Genomic DNA, 18,569 nt, shown 5'->3' on the forward strand with positions numbered 1-18,569 from the left:
CAACGTGCTTTATCGTGCGTTGCGGGAAAAACCGCTTGCCTTTGGCTGGCGGTCATCTGCTAGAGTTGAGGAAACGTAAGGTTATGTTCCCAACAACGCAAAGAATGATTTGATCTCCAAGCGTTAGAGTACTAAGCAGTTACCCAAATTTTCGGTGGAAGGAGTTAAACGACAATGGCGAACACTCAATACCAGGCCCCGGGTAAACTCGGCAACCGCAAACTGTTCCAGCAAGCCTGTCTGATTGGGGGCGAGTGGGTACAGGCCGACAATGGCTCAATGATCGATGTCGATAACCCGGCCACCGGTGACATTATTGGCCAAACCCCGGACTTGAGCGAGGTTGAAACCGCCCGCGCCATCGCGGAGGCGGAAAAGGGCTTTCAGGTGTGGCGGAAGAAGACGGCGAACGAGCGTAGCGAATTGTTGTACCGTTGGTATCAGTTGATGATCGACAACACCGAGGACCTCGGTGCCTTAATGACGCTGGAGCAAGGCAAGCCTTTGGCGGAGGCCAAGGGGGAAGTCGCCTACGCCGCTTCGTTTATCAAATGGTTTGCCGAGGAGGCGCGGCGCTCCTATGGCGAGACCATTCCGGGCGCTAAACCCGGCCAGCATATTGTGGTGACCCGACAGCCCGTGGGTGTGAGTTGCTGCATTACCCCCTGGAACTTCCCCGCGGCGATGATTACCCGCAAGGCCGGCGCGGCTCTGGCGGCCGGCTGCTCCATGATTGTGCGGCCAGCGGAGGCCACACCATTTACCGCGCTTGCACTGGGGTATCTGGCGCAAGAGGCCGGCATTCCCGACGGCGTGTTGAATGTTCTCACGGGTAAACCCCAGCCGATTGGTGAGACGCTTACCGGAAGCCCCGTGGTCCGCAAACTCAGCTTTACCGGTTCCACCGGCGTGGGACGCAAGTTAATGGCGCAGTGCGCGGAACACATCCAGAAGATTTCTCTGGAGCTGGGCGGTAACGCGCCCTTCATCGTGTTCGACGACGCCGACCTGGACAAAGCGGTGGAAGGGGCCATGGCCTCCAAGTTCCGCAACACCGGACAAACCTGCGTGTGTGCCAATCGCATTCTTGTGCAAGACAGTGTGCATGATGCCTTTGTAGAAAAGCTCACCGAAGCGATGAAAAAACTGAAGGTGGGGGACGGCTTTGAAGAGGGCGTTAACCAGTCCGCGCTGATCAATCGGGCGGCCGTCGAAAAGGTCATGCAGCACTATCAGGACGCCATGAGCAAAGGCGCCCAGCGGGTATTTGGGCCAGTGCCAGAGGGCAAAAACGGCAACTACGTTGAGCCCATGCTGCTTACCGGCATCACCCCCGAGATGCAACTCTGCCACGAAGAAACTTTTGGGCCGCTGGCGCCCATTCTCAAATTCAGCAGTGAAGAGGAAGCGCTTCGCATTGCCAATGACACACCCTACGGGTTGGCGGCGTATTTCTACAGCCAAGACGTCCACCGCGTGTGGCGCGTGGCTGACGCTCTGGAAAGCGGTATTATCGGCATTAACGAGGGGGCCGTCTCCAACGCCGCCGCTCCCTTCGGCGGCATGAAGGCCTCGGGCCTGGGCCGGGAAGGGTCGCGTCACGGCATGGAAGAGTACGAGGAAATCAAATACCTTTGCATGGGAGGGGAGTAGCCCTATGGCGGCCACACCGCAAACCCTTAAATTGGCGTTAATGCCCGGCGACGGTATCGGCACCGAAGTCATGGCCGCCGCCGAGCGGGTGCTGGACAGCCTCAACCAGAAACACAAACTCGCTCTGGAGTGGGAAACACTCCCCTGGCCCAGCACCTCCTGGCACCGGGAACACGGCGAAATGATGCCCGAAGACGCACTGACCCAACTGCGTGAGTACGACGCGTTGCTGCTGGGCGCCCTGGGAGACCCGGGCCCCGCCAGCGACGCTAAACGGTACAAACTGCCCGATGGCATCTCCCTGGCGCCACTACTCACCTTCCGCAAAGGCCTGGACCTCTGGGCCTGCGAGCGGCCCGCGCGCCTGCTGCCCGGCGCGCCCCAGTACTTGGCGGATAAACGAGCCAAAGAGATCGACATGCTCGTGATTCGCGAAAACAGCGAAGGCGAATACGTAAACCAAGGCGGCCGCCTGCGCCCGGGAAGCGAAGACGAAGTCGCCACCCAACTCGAAGTCTTCACCCGCCGGGCGACCCACCGTTTGATTCGTCACGCCTTTGAGCGAGCCAGCGAGCGACTCAAAGAGCGCGAACACAGCGGCAACCAGAAAGACTACCTTTGCGACCAGAGCGGCAAACAGAAAGCCCAGGTCTGCCTCATCACCAAACGCAACGCCCAACCCCACTGGGGCGAAATGTATAACGACGTCTTCGAACAAGTCGCCAAGGACTACCCGGAAATCGGCGTGCACCACGAACTGGTCGACGCCGCCTGCATGAAATTTGTCCAAAGCCCGTGGCAGTTCGACGTGGTCGTCGCCAGCAACCTTCACGGCGACATCCTCACCGACCTCGCCGCGGTCCTCGCCGGTGGCCTGGGCGTGGCCCCCTCATGCAACATCAACCCGGCCGACAAACGCCAACCGGCCCTGTTCGAACCGACCCACGGCAGCGCACCGGACATCGCCGGCCAGGGCATCGCCAACCCGACGGCCATGCTTCTGACCACCGCCATGATGCTCGACTGGCTCAACCTCAGCGAGCCGGCGGAACAATTAAGGCAAGCCGTCGCCAAAGACTTACAGGCCCAACAAAACAGCGACCACAAATCCCGGTCCACCGACGAGGTCACCCAAGCCATCATCAACAACTTAAACTCAATGAGTTAAAAGGAATTTGGTAAAAGAACATTGTATTGTTGAAGAATGATCAAAACGTTATGGAGAAACCGTGGGTTCAAGGGTGTTGGGTACCTAGGGCCAAGACCGTCTGCTGCCGGGAGCAGCAGTCGAGCTACAGGGAAGTACTTGCCGCGTGTCTTGGACCTAGGTACCCAACACCCACCCCAAAACTTCAAACAGAACTGAATCCAAACGTCACAACACAGGAGCAAAAACCAATGAGCCACTTGTCTCCACTCCTGAAACAATCCAGCAAAGTCTGCGTCAAAAACGGCGAAGGCTCCTGGCTCTACGACACCGACGGCAACCAATACCTCGACTTCACCGCCGGCATCGGCGTCACCAGCACCGGCCACTGCCACCCGACCGTCGTAAAAGCCGCACAAGAACAAGTGGGCAACATCATCCACGCCCAATACACCACCGTCACCCACGAGCCCATGCTCAAACTCACCGACCGGCTCGTCGAAAAAATGCCCAAAGGCCTAGACTCCGTCGCCTTCAGCAACTCCGGCTCCGAGGCCGTCGAAACCGCCATGCGCCTCGCCCGTCAAGCCACCGGCCGAGCCAACATCCTTACCTTTCACGGCGGCTTCCACGGGCGCACCATGGCCGCCGCTTCCATGACCACCTCCGGGACCAAAGTGCGTACCGGCTTCCACCCCATGATGGCCGGCGTAGTGACCAGCCCGTTTCCGCACCTCTACCGGTACGGCTGGGACGAAGACACCGCCACCGAGTTCTGCCTGAAAGAGCTGGACGAAGTGCTCAAAACCCACAGCGCGCCCAGCGACACCGCGGCAATGATCATCGAACCGGTGCAGGGGGAGTACGGCTACTACCCAGCCCCCAAAGCCTTTCTCGAAGGCGTGGCTCAGCGCTGTAAAGACCATGGCATCCTTTTCATTGCCGACGAAATCCAAGCCGGCTACGGCCGTACCGGCCGCTTCTGGAGCCATGAGTGCGCCAACGTGAACCCCGACATCGTCGTTACCGCCAAGGGGTTGGCCAGCGGCTTTCCGCTATCGGCCATCGCCGCCTCGGAAAAACTGATGAGCAAGGGGTTGCCCGGCTCCCAAGGGGGCACCTACGGCGCCAACGCCGTTGCTTGTGCTGCCGCACTGGCCACGCTCGAAGTGGTGGAAAACGAAAAGCTGGTCGAGAACGCCGCTGCCCGGGGTGAACAGCTCTACCGCCGCCTGGACGCCTTCCGCCAGGGCACCGCGTGGATCGACGACCTCCGGGGCAAGGGCCTCATGCTCGGTATGGAAATCGCCCACAGTCCCGAACGCCCGCGCGCGGATATCGCCGAAAGGCTCGCCGTCGAGGCGGAAAAGCGGGGCCTATTATTGCTTCGCTGCGGCACATCCGGACAAATTATCCGCTGGCTGCCGCCGCTTGTTGTAACCGAAGAGGAGGTCGATGAGGCGGCCGACCGCTTTAATCGCGTGCTTGAGGCCGTATCCGCCGAGCTCCAGTAAGTGTGGCGAATTACAGAGCGTTTGAAAGGCAGCACAACGGCATTCTTACACAGAGCAGTGGAAAACGTTTATGACAGAAATATTGGTACTCACCGCGGAAGACGAACCGGACCTGCCGGGCCTGGACGAGGTGCCCAAAGAAGTCACCGTGACTCACGTGCGTGACGAACAGGCGTTGAAAGAAGGCCTTACGCGGGCGGACGTTCTGGTGGTCACTGATTTCCGGTCCGGCATGATCGAGCGGGTATGGCCGGATCAGCCCAGCATCCGCTGGGTTCACGCCACCAGCGCCGGGGTGGATGCGCTTATGTTTCCGGCGTTGGCCCAGTCCGATATTCCTATCACCAATGCCCGCGGGACTTTCAATCGCGGCATTGCGGAATACGTGTTGGGCGCCATTTTGCTGTTTGCCAAAGACACCATGGGAAACTTGCATTACCAGCGTCAACACCGCTGGCAACACCGAGAGACCCGCTTGATAGAGAAGCAGCGCGTCTTGATCGTCGGGGCTGGCTCCATCGGCACCACAGTTGGGCAATTGCTCAGCGCTGCCGGTCTGGAAGTAGAGGGCACCGCGCGTAGCGAGCGGGACGTTGAAGGTTTTCGCAAGGTGTACGCCCAGGCCGACATGCTGGAGCGGCTCCCCCACGCGGACTATGTGGTGATTACCGCGCCACTGACGCCCGACACCGAAGGGGTCTTTGATGAGACTGCCTTCAAAACCATGAAACCCTCCGCGCACTTGATCAACGTCGGGCGTGGTCCCATTGTTAAGACAGAAGCCCTACTGGAGGCACTCAAGACCGGCGAGCTCGCCGGGGCGGCTTTGGATGTTTTTGAAGAAGAGCCTTTGCCAGAGCAGCACCCCTTGTGGGACCAACCTAACGTTATGATGTCCGCCCATATGGCGGGGGACTTCATCGGATGGCGACGAGCGCTGGGGGAGCAATTCACCGATAACTTTCTTCGCTGGCAAGCCGGAGATGACCTGAAGAACCTAGTGAATAAACCGCGTGCAGACCGCTAAGCGGTTTGATAGTCAATGTGAGGAGTACCGTCGATGACCCAAGACATTTTGCGTATGACCGCTGTTCAACTACTCGAAGGCTACCGGGACAGAAGCCTGTCGCCAGTGGATGTGGCCGGCGCTATGCTGGACCAGATTGAACGGGTCGACGGCAAGACCAACGGCTTCTGCCTGGTCGATCGGGAGACAACACTGACTCTGGCGAGAGAGTCTGAACAGCGCTACGCGCAGAATCAAACCCAGGGGCTGCTGGATGGTGTGCCGGTGGGGGTCAAAGACGTGTTCCTGACACCGATGTGGCCCACGCGCAAGGGCTCAAAAACGGTAGACCCGGATTCCACTCTCCACAAGTCCGCGCCTGCCACGGCGGCGTTGGCTCGTCATGGCTACGTCCCCATTGGCAAAACCACCACGCCGGAGTTGGGCTGGAAGGCCGTGACCGATAACCCCACCGACGGCGTCACCAACAACCCCTGGAACCCGGACAAAACCGCCGGCGGTGCCAGTGGCGGCAGCGGCGTGGCCGTGGCATTGGGCATGTGCCCGCTTGCCCTGGGCACCGATGCGGGGGGGTCGATTCGGATTCCTTCGTCTTTCTGCGGCGTGGTGGGGTTGAAGCCCTCATTCGGCGAAGTGCCACACTGGCCGGCCAGCCCCTTTGGTACCTTGGCTCACTCCGGCCCCATGACCTGGACCGTCGAAGATTGCGCGTTGATGATGAATGTGATTGCCGAATTCGATCATCGGGATACCTACGCCATCCCGCGCCGACACATTGACTACACCGCTAACCTGGGGCGTGGCATTCATGGGCTCAAGATTGCGTACAGCCCCAATCTGGGCTATATCGACGTGGACCCCGAAGTGGAAAAAGCGGTGGCAAACTCCGTCGAAGTCTTCCGGGAGCTGGGTGCAGAGGTCGTGCGCGTGGATCCGGGCTTTAGCGATCCTCTGCCGGCCTTTGGGCATTTATTTTACGGCGGCGTGGCCAATGCCATGCGGCATTTGGGCAGTAGAAAACGTGAAAAAATGGACCCTCAATTGGTGGGCGTGGCGGATAAAGCCAGTCGCTTGACCATGCTGGATTATATGGGGGCCGTGAATGAGTGCACCGCCTTGCGCGAACGGATGGCTCACTTCCATCAGAAGTACGATTTGCTACTCACGCCCACACTGCCTATTACCGCTTTTAAAACCGGGCGGGAAGTACCGGAAGACTGGCCCCATACTCGTTGGCCGACCTGGACGCCGTTCACCTATCCGTTCAATATGACGGGGCAGCCGGCGCTGACGGTACCCTGTGGATTCGATAGCACGGGCCTGCCCATTGGTTTACAACTGGTCGGTGCCCGCTTCAACGATGCACTGGTACTGCAGACCGGGCATGCCTACCAACAGGCCAATGATCTGACTGATCATCGTCCATCACTGATGTCGTAAGGGGAGGGCAGTCATGCCACTGAGCAACATGGACTTCGAGTTCTACGAGTCCGAGGACCCGATCTGGAACCCAGCGCTGATGACCATTCCCATTCCGGGTATCCGGAAGATGGTGAACCTGGCCTCGCAGCTGGATGACGTAATTCATTTATCCATCGGCCAGCCCGACCTGCCTACGCCGAAAAACGTAGTGAACGCGGCGGTGGAGGCCATGCAGCGTGGACAGACCGGCTACACCATGGATGCGGGCCTGCCGGAGTTGCTGGAGTCTCTCGCGATCTATTACGGCGAGCGCTACAACCGAACGTTGAACCCGGAAAACATCATGATCACCACCGGCGCCACTGAGGCGCTGTACTTGGCCATTACCGCCGTTTCCGCTCCCGGACGTCACTTCATCATTCCAGACCCGGCGTTTATGTTGTATTCGCCCCTGATTCGGATGAACGGTGGGGAAGTAACGGAAATTCCCACTCGAGCGGAAAACAATCACCAGATTGACCCGGAAGAGGTAATAGATGCGATTGAGCCGCACACCTATGGCATTATTCTGAACTCGCCGAGCAACCCCACCGGTACCGTTTACCCGCGGGAAACTCTGGAAAAAATTGTGGAAGAGGCGGCCTATCGCGGGATTCAAGTGATTAGTGATGAGGTGTACGATCACCTGGTCTACGACGGCAAAACTTACCCCTCGGTGCTATCGTGCTGCAGTGACCTGGACCACGTCATGGTGGTGAGCAGCTTCTCCAAAACCTACAGCATGGCGGGCATGCGCATAGGCTGGCTGATCGGGAGTCAGGGGGCCATCAAAAAGCTGCGTCGGTACCACATGTTCACCACCACCGTGGCTAACACTCCCTGTCAATGGGCCGGGGTGGAAGCGCTCCACGGCAGTAATGACTTTATTCAGTACATGCTGGATGAATACACCAAGCGTCGGGACCGGCTGGTGGAGCTCGTGGATCAGACCCCTCATCTTACCGGCTACAAGCCGGAAGGGGCCTTTTATCTTTTCCCTTCGCTCCCCGAAGGCGCCAACGGCACCAACGTGGCTCTGCGCCTGCTCAAGGAAACCGGCGTGTGCACCATTCCCGGAGAAACCTTTGGTAGTAGTTGCAGCAACTCCCTGCGCCTGAGTTACTCCACATCAATGGAGAATATTGAAAAGTCCTTCGAACGCATCATCCCCTGGATGGAGCAACAAGACTTCGATTAGCCTTCGCCCAGCCACGGGGGCTCAGGCAGGCCCCGTGGCTCCCCCAAAGGGGGTAGACTTTGCTCCCTGACTGGCCCTTAAGGCACGTCGGACTATAAGTGTGGCTTGTTTCACAACACCGGGAAAAAGTCCCGCCAAATAAGGGCACCTAAATTTCCTTTCAGGTAATCTTACTCTCTGAATGATCGAGGTGGGCCGCGAACGGTGGCCTTCAACGCTGTTCTCTAGTGGTTCAAAAAGAGGGCGGCCCTTGAAAGAGACTTTGGAGGGTTTGATGGATCAATTAATTAGAGTTGCGTTACTCACTTGTATCCTCGGTATGGCCGCATGCGGGGGAAGCACCGAGAATGAAGGCGGCCAGCCGACTCCCGAAGATACGGCGGGCGCCAGTGACGCGGCCGGTCCGGGTTCTGATGATGGAACTGATAGATCCCCTGAGTCTTCAGCGCCGGCCGTGGCGAATGTTTACTTTTCCATTGGTGAAAACGGTGACCTTCAGCCTGCTATAGACCTAATGGAAGATAACTCCGTTAATCTCGCCAGTTACGCCGATACGTTAGTCAACATACAAGCCACTACCACAGACTCCGCTACAACCGGAAGCGTAGAGTTCATGCTCGAGGGGCCATCGGCCAAACACCGGATTTCCAACACCAGTCCCTATACCGTGGCTAAGGCCACTGAAGGGCTCAATCCAGCAGCCGGTGATCTCGCGCTTGGCCACTACACACTAACGGTCACCCCTTGGAGCGACCGGGATAGCGCTGGGGCCATGGGGGAGCCCGTAACCCTCACCTTTAGCGTTGTTAACGAGGGGATGGAAGTCGAACTGCAGGCCGTCGATGATAGTTACAGCCTTGTAGGGGAGAGCGTTCTGGACGTTTCCGCGAATCAAGGGTTGCTAAGCAACGACGAGTTCGAGGAGGCTAGCGCCCTTACGGTAAGTGTGAGCGAAGCACCGTCCAACGGCCAGGTGACGCTCAGGCAGGATGGTAGTTTTTCTTACACACCCGAGGCCGGAACCGCTGGCGTGGATACCTTCACCTATATCGTCAGCGACGGCCAATCTTCCGCAACGGGGCGAGTGTCCGTTACTGTTGAGGCGGCTTCTACCGGAGGTTTTACGCCCATTATTCCTAGCGATGACTCGAAGCTGATCTACGTTAGCGCCTCGACAGGCAGTGACGAGAATGATTGCTTAACCCCACAAACGCCGTGTCACACCATTACCGCCGGGCGCGAGAAAATGCGTGAGGGCTACCCGGATCACCTCTATCTCAAGCGTGGCGATGTATGGCGGGACCAAGGTCTGAGTAACTTTCCCTCCGGGCGGAGTGTCGAGGAGCCCGCGATGGTCGCTTTTTATGGCGATAGCGGGCCTCGGCCAAAGCTGGAAGTGGCCAGTGCGTCCAACATCGGGAAAGGAGGCATTAATTACATTCACATTATCGGCCTTGAGTTTGCCAATTACTCTCTGGATATCAACCATTCGGAATATACCGGCTCCGGGTCCGCCAATATCGTGATGGTTGGTGACCACCAGAATATTTTGTTTGAGGACAATGTGTTCAGGCATATTGAGGTTGTGTCCCACTCTCATGATGGGAGCACCCCCCGGGATATCACCTTCCGTCGCAATATTTGGACAGGCTATTACTGGAACAAAACCTCTTATACTCAGAGTAAGCGGCCCTCCAACATCTACGCCTCCATTGACGGCCTTCGACTCATTGAAAACACTTTCGATCACGGCGGCTGGCACCCGGAAGTTCCCGGCGCGGGCGCCAATATGTACAGTCACAACGTTTATACCCAAGCCGGCCAGGACGGTGACACGATTTTGCTCAAAGGCAATATCCTCACAAGAGGCGCCAGTCATGGGGCGCAGTTGCGTTCCGGCGGTTTGGCGGAAGACAATTTTTTTGCCCGCAATGCCATCGGGCTCTTGCTGGGTTATTCAGAGCCGAAAATGGTTCCGGGTGCCCGAGCTCATGCGATAAACAATGTGATCTCGGAGGGTCACTCCATGGTAAAGGGGATTGATGCCTGCAGCTTTAATAATAGCTGCACCCGCGCGGTATGGGGGCTGGATGTCGACCTGCGTGGTGCGTTGGTGGAGCAGGATGCGGATTGGCAGGTTCACGGAAATATAGTTTCGCGCCTGGCTGAGGAGGATACAGAGTGGCTTCGGCTTTACGATGACAATACCGGCCTGGTGGTCGAAGCCATAAAGAAGGCGGAGGACCCCCGCGTAACGGCCTCCAACAACATTGCCTGGCGCTGGAACGACGACGAAGGCGAGGCGCCCGACTCGCATACCTACCCCGATCCAGACCGCACCCTTGCCGACTACAACGCCTCGCTAGGTGGTGTCAGGAACTTCGATGCGTTTATGCAGGTGGTCCTTACCCGGCCACTCCAAACCTGGGATGAGCGCTACACCGCCTATTCGATCAACGACTACATCCGCGCCGGGTTTGGCCGCTAACGGCTATCGGGTTCTTAAAGGCTGGTGCGGCCAAGATGGTTGGCCCGCCAGCTCGGGGCGAGTCCCTCTTTCAACGCGGCGCCTCATATCGCGAGTACCCAACCAACCGGCGCCTCTTCCACCGGTTGGCTGCGCTGTTAGGGCACCCTTTACGAGGCTGGGTCGTACCATAAGCCATATTTATCTCCCTGCCACTTGAGCAAGTGGAAGAGGTGGGCCGTGGCAAGCAGCATAATCCCTCCCGCCAACGCAGGTTCGCTTAGAAAGCCTAAACAGCAAAACACAAAGCCGAAGATCTGTGCGCTTACTTCAACCCGGTTTGCTGTTGTGCGCCTGGGGCGCAATTGCAGAAAGTTAAACATAAACCATAGCTTCACAATGGGCGATAGTTTTTCCCAGTTGTCTGAGTTTTTATCAATCATAAATGTCTCCTGATTCAACGTTTCTATATCAACATCAAGAGCGGCAGCGAGACACTTTTTAGACTCTACGCTAGCGGGCTGGCCGCTTTCTATCCTCTGAATGGTTCTTACGTTGAGCCCAGACATTTGAGCCAGTTGTTCCTGAGATAGATGTTGGCTTAAACGCAGCTGTTTTAGAATCATGGGGTGTCTCCTGTCCTCCTGAATCAGGATTATCGGCTAAATTAGCGTCTGTCAGGAACGAAAACGGCCCGACATTTACCCGACACTACGGCTCGTTTGATTTCCTGCGCCCCTATTTCGGCTCTTCGTAGAAACCAACGGCATACTGCGGGGGAGTATGCGCCAATTATTAGGCGACTAGAACATGCCGCCCATTTTGTATAAGTTTTACTCAGTTTGGTCGCTGGAAGTCATTGCGAGAAGCGTGGAAGCGTTCAGGGTTTGCGATTGTCGAGCTGATTTTTCTCCTTCTCGCTCAGCGCTCGGTAGCCTCTCGGGTAGGGCCAGCCATAGCCCCAACGGAAGCGGGTTGGAAGGTAAGGGGTCCCGCCAATGCGAACCCCAACCAGCATCATCATGGCGACTCCGGGCTCTCCCGCGCGGCGAACGCATTGCAATAGTTCCCGATCCGCGGCAAGCCGCTCCCGGTAGGTGCCACCCTGCCAGTAGGCGAGGTCGTGGGCGGTACAGCATTCCAACCAGAGTGTCTGCTGGGCTAGAGTACCGTTCGGAAAGGCGCTACAACCGTCGCTGGTAAAGGGAACGGGCCCGTCGTTCGCCTCCGAGGCGCTGGGCAGTGATAGGGTCAAGAGGAAGGCGACAAATGACAATACTTGGCTATGGAGTCGTGGCATGTGGTAGCGTAGCGCCTCTCTGGGAATTATTCTCATGTCTCGGTGGGCGGATGGCGAAGATCGTCAAAGCGCTCGGGAGCCTCCTGTACGCGAGTCCCGACAGGTTTAGTGTCGATGGAGACGGGGAGCCAGCCTTGTCCGGGTTTCGAATTTTATCATGTAACTACAACTTTAGATGGATATTGAGGGAGCCACAATGGAAACGATCGGTTGGAATGACTTTAGCAAGGTGGAGCTGAGGGTAGGGCGCATCATTACCGCGGAGAAGTTCAAGGAGGCTCATAAGCCTGCGTACATCTTGATAGTGGATTTTGGCGAAGAGATCGGAATCAAACGATCCAGTGCGCAGATTACCGCCCTCTATACCCTGGAGGAGCTGATTGGCCGCCAGGTGGTGGCGGTGGTGAATTTTCCCGAGAAGCAGATCGGCCCGATCATGTCAGAATGCCTGGTCACCGGCTTTCACAATGAAGATGGCGAGGTAGCGTTGTGTGTGCCGGACAAACGGGTACCAATAGGGACAAAACTGGCTTAGTCCTTTTCGGAGTTATTGTAGTACTGATAGCGGTTAACGCCTTTCAAAAAAAGCTCTGCGTCACAAAATAGGAAATTAAAAAACGGCGCCAAATGTTGAATGGTGGCATATTATTTACCGTACTGGCGCGTGGTTGTTCTTTTTGCCCCTAACTTTTTTTTCTAATGGTGTTCGTTAATTTACAGAGATTCTGATATACCGATTCATTCTACTCTCCAGATGGCAGAGCCCTCTGCTCACTGCTATACCCAAGATTAAAGCTAAAACAATTTTTGAAAGTAGAGGAGCATGGATATGTCCAAAACACTTCATATCTTGGGGATTGTTGTCGGATACCTTATCTGTTTAGCCACCATTATTATCGGTGCCATGAATTTGGTCCCGGACGTCGCGGGGTGGAAGTTTGTACTCTTCGGAATCGCTGCCGCGATTGGCGCCACCATTGCTGTCATAGACGGGGCCCAGGCTATGCCCTCTATTGGCTGGTTCAAAGCCAAGGCCAAGTTCGAAGGCCTGTCTGATCTCGGAACTCTGTTGATTATGGGTGTGATGCTGATCGCAGTTCTGATCATCATTTTTGCCTGAAGGTGCTGCATGGAGTGGTCAGCGATTCAGGAAGCCTTTCAGCAGTGGGGGAGAAACCTGACGCGAGAGAGCGACTCCAGTCTGGCGGTTATTCGGTCGATCCCCTCGGAGCATGATGGTGTGAGAGTAGCGCTGGTTTTTTTCTCGGGCGTTCCACACCCGGAGAGAAAAGTGCACCAAAGAGTCAGGCAGGAGCAGGAAAACCGGCCGGTCGCCCAGTTGCGTTATGTGGCCGCTGTTAGTGCACCGGAACCCGAGCGGGCGGAGAAGCTGCTGATGCACTTAATGACCTGCGTCGACGGGGAGCCGGCAATGCAGATCCTGACCGATCCAGTGCCGCCGGCTTGGTGGCAAGCACATGGCGCTAAGCCGATGCCGGCTTTTCAGTTTGAAGTATGCGTCTCGGAGACTCAAACCGCCGATAACGCTCCGTTGGTTCAGGAGCACGACATCAAGTTGAATGTAACGAGTCGCTCTCCCAGCGAATAATGCTCAGCCACATTTCCCGTCAAGCAAGCCGGAGGAAGGACTATGACGACCTATTTAACACCGGGTGTATATGTAGAGGAAGTGCCTTCGGGGGCTCGGCCGATTCAAGCGGTGGGCACCAGCACCGCGGGCTTTGTGGGCGTCGCGCCCGACGCTTCCGCCCATTTGCACGAACCGAGGGCGATTAACAGCTGGTCCCAGTTTTTACGTGAGTTCAGTGGCGACAGCGATGCCCAGAAAGTCAGTACGCATTTGGCGCAGGCAGTCCACGGCTTTTTCGATAACGGCGGCAGCCGGTGCTATGTGGTCAATTGTGGTGATAAGACGCAATTGACGGGCAACCGGAAGGGGCTGGGTGCATTGGAAACAATTGATGAAGTCGCCATCGTTGCCGCGCCGGGCTTTACCACGGCGTCGGCGTATGATGCGTTGCTCAGCCACTGTGAGCGAATGGAAGACCGCTTCGCGATTCTTGACGCGCCGGAAACCGTGGAAAGCATCAATGGCCTGACCAAAGTGGCGACGGCGCGAGCCAAGGGAAAAGCCGATGATAAGGACAAAGAGGAAGAGAGCGCGAGCGGCGCATCCAGTCATTCGAAGGACGGCTACCGGCCTCGAAACTCGGATGGGGGCTATGGAGCGGTCTATTTCCCCTGGATCCTGACCCGGGATCCGATGGATCCCGGCCTCCGCCTCATGGTGCCCCCCTCCGGGCATCTGGCGGGCATCTGTGCACGTGTTGACGCCAGCCGAGGGGTCCACAAGGCGCCGGCCAACGAAGGTATTCGGGGTGCGCTTGATGTCAGTTACCGAATTACTCGTCAGGAACAGGCTGAGCTGAATCCACAGGGGGTTAACTGTATTCGCTTCTTTCCACGCGAGGGCATTCGCGTTTGGGGTGCTCGAACCCTGGCGCCTGCTGCCAGTGAGTGGCGTTACATCAATGTTCGGCGCTTGTTCAACATGGTTAAGGAATCCGTCGCCAACAGCACCCGCTGGGCGGTTTTTCAGCCTAATGATCAGTTTCTCTGGAAGGCGTTGGTACGCGACGTCTCGGCATTTCTTACGCTACTGTGGCGTCAGGGAGCCCTGCTTGGTGCTTCGCCCGAAGAGGCTTTCTTCGTGCAGTGCGACGAGGAAACCAACCCTCAGGAAGTGATCGATGAAGGGCGGGTGGTAACTCGCATAGGCATTGCGCCGGTCAAGCCGGCCGAGTTTGTCATTTTCCAGATCGGACAGGGTGTGGGCGGCTCTGAAACGGAAGAGTCGGCGTAATTATTTATCAACCATTCGGGGGCTGAACTATGCCGGAAGAGCAGAATGCGCAAGGGGCGGCCGGTCAGTGGACCGATCCTTATACAGCGATTCACTTTGCCATTGATGTAAACGGCGTGACCGAGGGGCGCTTTGTTGAATGTAGCCCCATTGAAGTGGATGTCGAGCCGATCAAGTATCGGGAGGGGGGCGCCAAACAGTTGGTCCATAGCTTACCTGGTCAAGTGAAATACGCGGACGTTACCCTGCGCTACGGGATGACAAAGTCAGGACAGCTTTGGGACTGGATGCAAAAATCCATTAAGGGTACCGTGGATCGTCGAAATGTGTCGATCATTATGTATGGTCATGATGGTGCCACGGAGGTGGTTCGCTGGAACCTCCGAAATTGCTGGCCCCGGCGCTGGCGTGGCGCGGCGCTGGATGCGTTGGGGAATCAGGTGGCCGTGGAGACCCTGGTTCTGGTGTTTGAAGAATTCGAACGTGTGGCTGCCGGTGCCAATGGCTGATGCGGAGTTGAGCGCATGAACGGGAGAAAAATGATAAACCCATGGCGCTGGTTAATGGGCATGGTGCGAGTGGCACGGCGTATTGTGAGCCGTTGCGCGGCGCTACTGGTTAGCTCGGATGAGGCGCCATTATCGGGACGGGATGCTTGGTTTCGCAACCTCGAAAAGCATGCACCTTATCTTCTGCACACATGGGCGGAGCCTCCTCCGGAGCAGCCGACATGGCCCCGGCATTTCGGTCGCAACGATTACAGCTATCCGGTCTCCGAGTCGCTTCCCCGCAGGGAGTCACCGAAGTCAGCGGCTACAGATAGGGCCGGTTCCCAAACGCGTGTGAACCGTCGCGGCCGCGACTCCACGGCAACACGTTATAAGACGTCAGAGAATGGCACTGAACAGGATGGCGGTGGAAAAGGGGATGTGTTTAAAAGGGCATGGTCCAAATGCCGAGACGGAAAGCCATTCTCAGAAGTGGTGCGCATTTTTACCGGCCGGAGAGTACGCTTTACTCAAGCCTGGAAGGCTACCACGGAGCCAAAGGCAGTAAGTCGAATCTCCTCCCGCAAAAAAGAAACAAGTCGCAGGCCTTGGAGTCGTTCGATAGAAGACACTCAAGAACACATCGACGGGCTGACCCTGGGAGACTGTACTTCACGGTTGTCTCCCGAAACCGGGGCCAGCATCGGTCCAGAGCTTGCCGTAGGACCTACGGCGCTTCCCGACGGGTTTGCCGATTATTCTCGCCGCCACAGGCTTGAGCGTGACAATAAAGTAGAGTTCGGGGAGGTAGGTGTTGGAGACGTGGGGCCATGCGCCGACTCCGCTTCCGGGCAACGCCGCTCCAAGCTACCTCATTCCATGCAACCCTGGAATACCTTTGATCAAACGAGTGTCTCGAATCGCGATGCAGAGGGGCGTACACAGAAGCTGAAACGTGAGGCGCCGCCGGCTGGAGGCGCAGACGAGTCTCGGGGAAGTCACCGCAGCGCGGAGTGCGAAAACGGTTCGGGTTGGATATCACCTTGGAGCTGCGCCTCCGGACCGCCGGAATTATCATCGGATGACTTGGCTGGGCGCGATCCCTGGCCGGCGTTGCCAGGCTGGCAGGCGGATACTCACTCTCTTTCCCATGTGGGAAAGGGAACATTGGATGATGAACGCTTGCAGCGTGAACAAAGGGGGCTGTAATGGAAAAAGTAGTGCTTCTGGTCGAGCATTCCGGAGAGCACTTGCGCTGCCTATTGAATCCGGAACAGCTGGAAATCAAGCGGCAGGTCGGTGTCTCGCCTCGTCGCTCACTTACCGGGGCCATGGCCGGCTCGGAACTGACAGACGATCCGTTGTTGTACCAGGGGGGAGGGCGAACGGAACTGACTCTGGATTTGCTGTTTGATATCGGCCTGACGGGGCAAACGGGTGAACGGATGACGGATGTTCGCGAGCTGACCCGCCCGATCTGGGAACTTTCTGAAAACCAGAGCGCTAGTGGTCGCTACGGGCGGCCTCCTACGCTCAGGGTTTTGTGGGGTACGGTGCTTAACCTACGGGGGCTGGTCGGTTCCGTCGCTGAACGGTTGGAGCACTTTGATGCCGATGGACGGGCGGCGCGCGCGTGGTTGAGACTTAAAATCCACCGTTTGGACTCCGAGAGTCCGGCGGAAAGTTCGACCTCCACGGAGCCGCCGATTGCCATGGACAAAGCTCAGCGGAGGTTGGCGCAAACGCCCACACAAATGCAGGAGGTGGTGGCCGGCTCGTCGGGAGAGCGCGTTGATCAAGTCGCGGCGGACCATGCGGGGCACCCGGCGTTCTGGTCCCTGATAGCGGAACTCAACGGACTGGACGACCCCCTGGCGGAGGGAAACCATATGGTGGAAGTCCCCGTTCGACCCGTGACTTCCTCGCCCGGAGGCAGCGAATGAAGCCCTTGCACTCACTGCCGCGCATTACCGTGGATGGATTGAGTCTGCCGGACTCCCTGCGCCTGTCAGCCGTGAAAGTATCCCAGTGCCTGAATGCACCCAGCCAATGCGTAGTGACCTGGCACAGCGCGACCCCGGACCCGGAGGTTCTGGAGTCGGCGCAACCGCCCCCGGGCTCGACGCTGAAGGTTATGCTTGATGAACAGCCGGCGCCCCTGTTTTTAGGAGAAGTGGGGGGCGTGGAATATGAGCACCAGCCAAGCGGCGCCTTGCATATTCATGTCAGGGCGTACGATCCGATGATTGTTTTACAGCGACAACAGACGCGGGAAACCCAGGTGGACGTCACCATGGCGGACCTGTTGCGAACCCTGGTCGAGCGAGGAGAGTTGTCGGTCTCAAGCGCGGCCAGCGGCGGACCGGTCTGGCCCCGGGTAATTCAGCGCTTTCCCCATGATCTGGCCCTGCTGCGGCATTACGGGGCGCGGTGCGGCCTGCACTTTTATTGCGAAGAGGATGGGGTACGACTGTTTTCCCTGGAGCGAGAGGGTGACGGAGCGCTCCCGCTGACCCTCGGACACAACTTGCTTGAATGTCGTCTGGAACAGAATGCCACGCGCCCGCTGTCGGGTGTGGATGTCATGGCGTGGAACTGTCACACCGGCGAATCGCAATCCGGGCAAAGTGAGTCGGGAGGGCGGACGGAGCCGGGCAGTCGCCGGGAAGTACTGGGAACCCTGTTTGAGAGCCAGGGGGAAGTGGAGGCGCGGGCGAACGCCCATTGGCAGCGGCATGCCATGGAGCGCGAGGTGTTTTGGGGCGTTGTGGAAGGGCATGTGGATTACAAACCGGGCGCGGCAGTGGCGGTGAATGGGGTCGCCGGAGGCTTGAGCGGGAATTATGTACTGACCCGGGCGACACACCGCATTGATGCCGAATCGGGGTATTTGACCGAAGTCAGCAGCCGCCTTGAGCCGGTGGAGCCCGAACCCCCGGCACCCGGCCTGGTGACGGGAGAGGTGCGGGATGTCGACGATCCGCAAGAGCGGGGCCGGGTGCAGGTGGTGATGCCCAGCTATGGCGATGCGGCGGGAACCTGGATGCTGGTCTTGCAATTGGGCGCGGGCGAGGAAAAAGGGCTTGTCAGTCTGCCTGAAGTGGGCGACCGGGTCCTGGTCGCGCTGCCGGACAACGATCCTTCCCGTGGTTTGGTGCTCGGCGGCTTGTACGGCGAAGCGGGGCCGCCCCTGGAGAGCGGGAAGTCCGGGAGGGAGCAACACTTTCCCTACATTCTCAAGACCCGGGGAGGGCAACGCCTGCGTTTGCACGACAAGGACAACAGCATTCGGCTGGAAAATGCCAATGGCAGTTATTTATCCCTGACGCCCTCGGGTATCGAGTTGCACGCGGAAGGGGATTTGATTCTGGAGGCGCCCGGACAGTCCATGAGGCTGACCGGGGATCAAATTGATTTTCGTCGGGGGTGA

General features: G+C 57.8%; 16 protein-coding genes. 14 read left to right on the forward strand and 2 right to left on the reverse strand.

From position 1 onward, the window contains the following. The first annotated feature begins 174 nt into the window (after nucleotides 1–174). From AAE514_RS01150 to AAE514_RS01180, 7 genes are all read left to right on the forward strand, one after another. Nucleotides 175–1,653: an NAD-dependent succinate-semialdehyde dehydrogenase gene (locus AAE514_RS01150; RefSeq protein WP_347329642.1), complete on the forward strand. Its 1,479-nt coding sequence runs from the start codon at nucleotides 175–177 to the stop codon at nucleotides 1,651–1,653. Between the two features lie 4 nt (nucleotides 1,654–1,657). Beyond that, on the forward strand, nucleotides 1,658–2,821 hold the full coding sequence (locus AAE514_RS01155) for an isocitrate/isopropylmalate dehydrogenase family protein (RefSeq protein WP_347329643.1): 1,164 nt from the start codon (nucleotides 1,658–1,660) through the stop codon (nucleotides 2,819–2,821). Nucleotides 2,822–3,051: 230 nt separating this feature from the next. Then, the gene (locus AAE514_RS01160) at nucleotides 3,052–4,314 is read left to right on the forward strand and encodes an aspartate aminotransferase family protein (RefSeq protein ID WP_347329644.1); all 1,263 of its coding nucleotides are present in this window, start codon (nucleotides 3,052–3,054) and stop codon (nucleotides 4,312–4,314) included. 70 nt (nucleotides 4,315–4,384) lie between these two features. Then, nucleotides 4,385–5,341: a D-2-hydroxyacid dehydrogenase gene (locus tag AAE514_RS01165; protein ID WP_347329645.1), complete on the forward strand. Its 957-nt coding sequence runs from the start codon at nucleotides 4,385–4,387 to the stop codon at nucleotides 5,339–5,341. A gap of 33 nt (nucleotides 5,342–5,374) precedes the next feature. Further along, entirely contained in the window at nucleotides 5,375–6,781 is a 1,407-nt protein-coding gene (locus AAE514_RS01170) for an amidase (protein ID WP_347329646.1), read from the forward strand. A 13-nt stretch (nucleotides 6,782–6,794) separates the two neighbouring features. Further along, the gene (locus AAE514_RS01175) at nucleotides 6,795–8,000 is read left to right on the forward strand and encodes a pyridoxal phosphate-dependent aminotransferase (protein ID WP_347329648.1); all 1,206 of its coding nucleotides are present in this window, start codon (nucleotides 6,795–6,797) and stop codon (nucleotides 7,998–8,000) included. A gap of 274 nt (nucleotides 8,001–8,274) precedes the next feature. After that, nucleotides 8,275–10,488: an Ig-like domain-containing protein gene (locus AAE514_RS01180; RefSeq protein ID WP_347329649.1), complete on the forward strand. Its 2,214-nt coding sequence runs from the start codon at nucleotides 8,275–8,277 to the stop codon at nucleotides 10,486–10,488. A 149-nt stretch (nucleotides 10,489–10,637) separates the two neighbouring features. Here the strand turns inward: AAE514_RS01180 and AAE514_RS01185 are convergent, their stop codons facing one another. Then, nucleotides 10,638–11,093 (reverse strand): helix-turn-helix domain-containing protein, encoded by a 456-nt coding sequence (locus tag AAE514_RS01185; RefSeq protein ID WP_347329650.1) that lies wholly within the window; start codon nucleotides 11,091–11,093, stop codon nucleotides 10,638–10,640. Between the two features lie 254 nt (nucleotides 11,094–11,347). Beyond that, nucleotides 11,348–11,767, reverse strand: coding sequence for an FAD-binding oxidoreductase (locus tag AAE514_RS01190; protein WP_347329651.1), 420 nt, complete (start codon nucleotides 11,765–11,767; stop codon nucleotides 11,348–11,350). Between the two features lie 196 nt (nucleotides 11,768–11,963). On the opposite strand from AAE514_RS01190, the gene AAE514_RS01195 reads away from it, so the two are divergent. The 7 genes from AAE514_RS01195 (at nucleotide 11,964) to AAE514_RS01225 (ending at nucleotide 18,569) form a co-directional block, all read left to right on the forward strand. After that, the gene (locus AAE514_RS01195) at nucleotides 11,964–12,302 is read left to right on the forward strand and encodes a tRNA-binding protein (RefSeq protein WP_347329652.1); all 339 of its coding nucleotides are present in this window, start codon (nucleotides 11,964–11,966) and stop codon (nucleotides 12,300–12,302) included. 294 nt (nucleotides 12,303–12,596) lie between these two features. After that, nucleotides 12,597–12,887 (forward strand): hypothetical protein, encoded by a 291-nt coding sequence (locus tag AAE514_RS01200; protein ID WP_347329653.1) that lies wholly within the window; start codon nucleotides 12,597–12,599, stop codon nucleotides 12,885–12,887. Between the two features lie 9 nt (nucleotides 12,888–12,896). Next, the gene (locus AAE514_RS01205; protein WP_347329654.1) at nucleotides 12,897–13,376 is read left to right on the forward strand and encodes a hypothetical protein; all 480 of its coding nucleotides are present in this window, start codon (nucleotides 12,897–12,899) and stop codon (nucleotides 13,374–13,376) included. A gap of 42 nt (nucleotides 13,377–13,418) precedes the next feature. Further along, nucleotides 13,419–14,651 carry a phage tail sheath family protein gene (locus tag AAE514_RS01210; protein ID WP_347329655.1) on the forward strand — a complete coding sequence of 411 codons (1,233 nt, stop codon included), beginning with the start codon at nucleotides 13,419–13,421 and terminating at the stop codon, nucleotides 14,649–14,651. 29 nt (nucleotides 14,652–14,680) lie between these two features. After that, complete coding sequence (locus AAE514_RS01215) at nucleotides 14,681–15,160, forward strand: phage tail protein (protein ID WP_347329656.1); 480 nt, start codon at nucleotides 14,681–14,683, stop codon at nucleotides 15,158–15,160. A gap of 1,187 nt (nucleotides 15,161–16,347) precedes the next feature. Continuing rightward, nucleotides 16,348–17,082, forward strand: coding sequence for a CIS tube protein (locus tag AAE514_RS01220; protein ID WP_347329657.1), 735 nt, complete (start codon nucleotides 16,348–16,350; stop codon nucleotides 17,080–17,082). After that, nucleotides 17,079–18,569: a phage baseplate assembly protein V gene (locus tag AAE514_RS01225; protein ID WP_347329658.1), complete on the forward strand. Its 1,491-nt coding sequence runs from the start codon at nucleotides 17,079–17,081 to the stop codon at nucleotides 18,567–18,569. Before AAE514_RS01220 ends, AAE514_RS01225 begins: the two co-directional genes overlap by 4 nt.

This window comes from Marinimicrobium locisalis (assembly GCF_039822625.1).
GTDB lineage: Bacteria > Pseudomonadota > Gammaproteobacteria > Pseudomonadales > Cellvibrionaceae > Marinimicrobium > Marinimicrobium locisalis.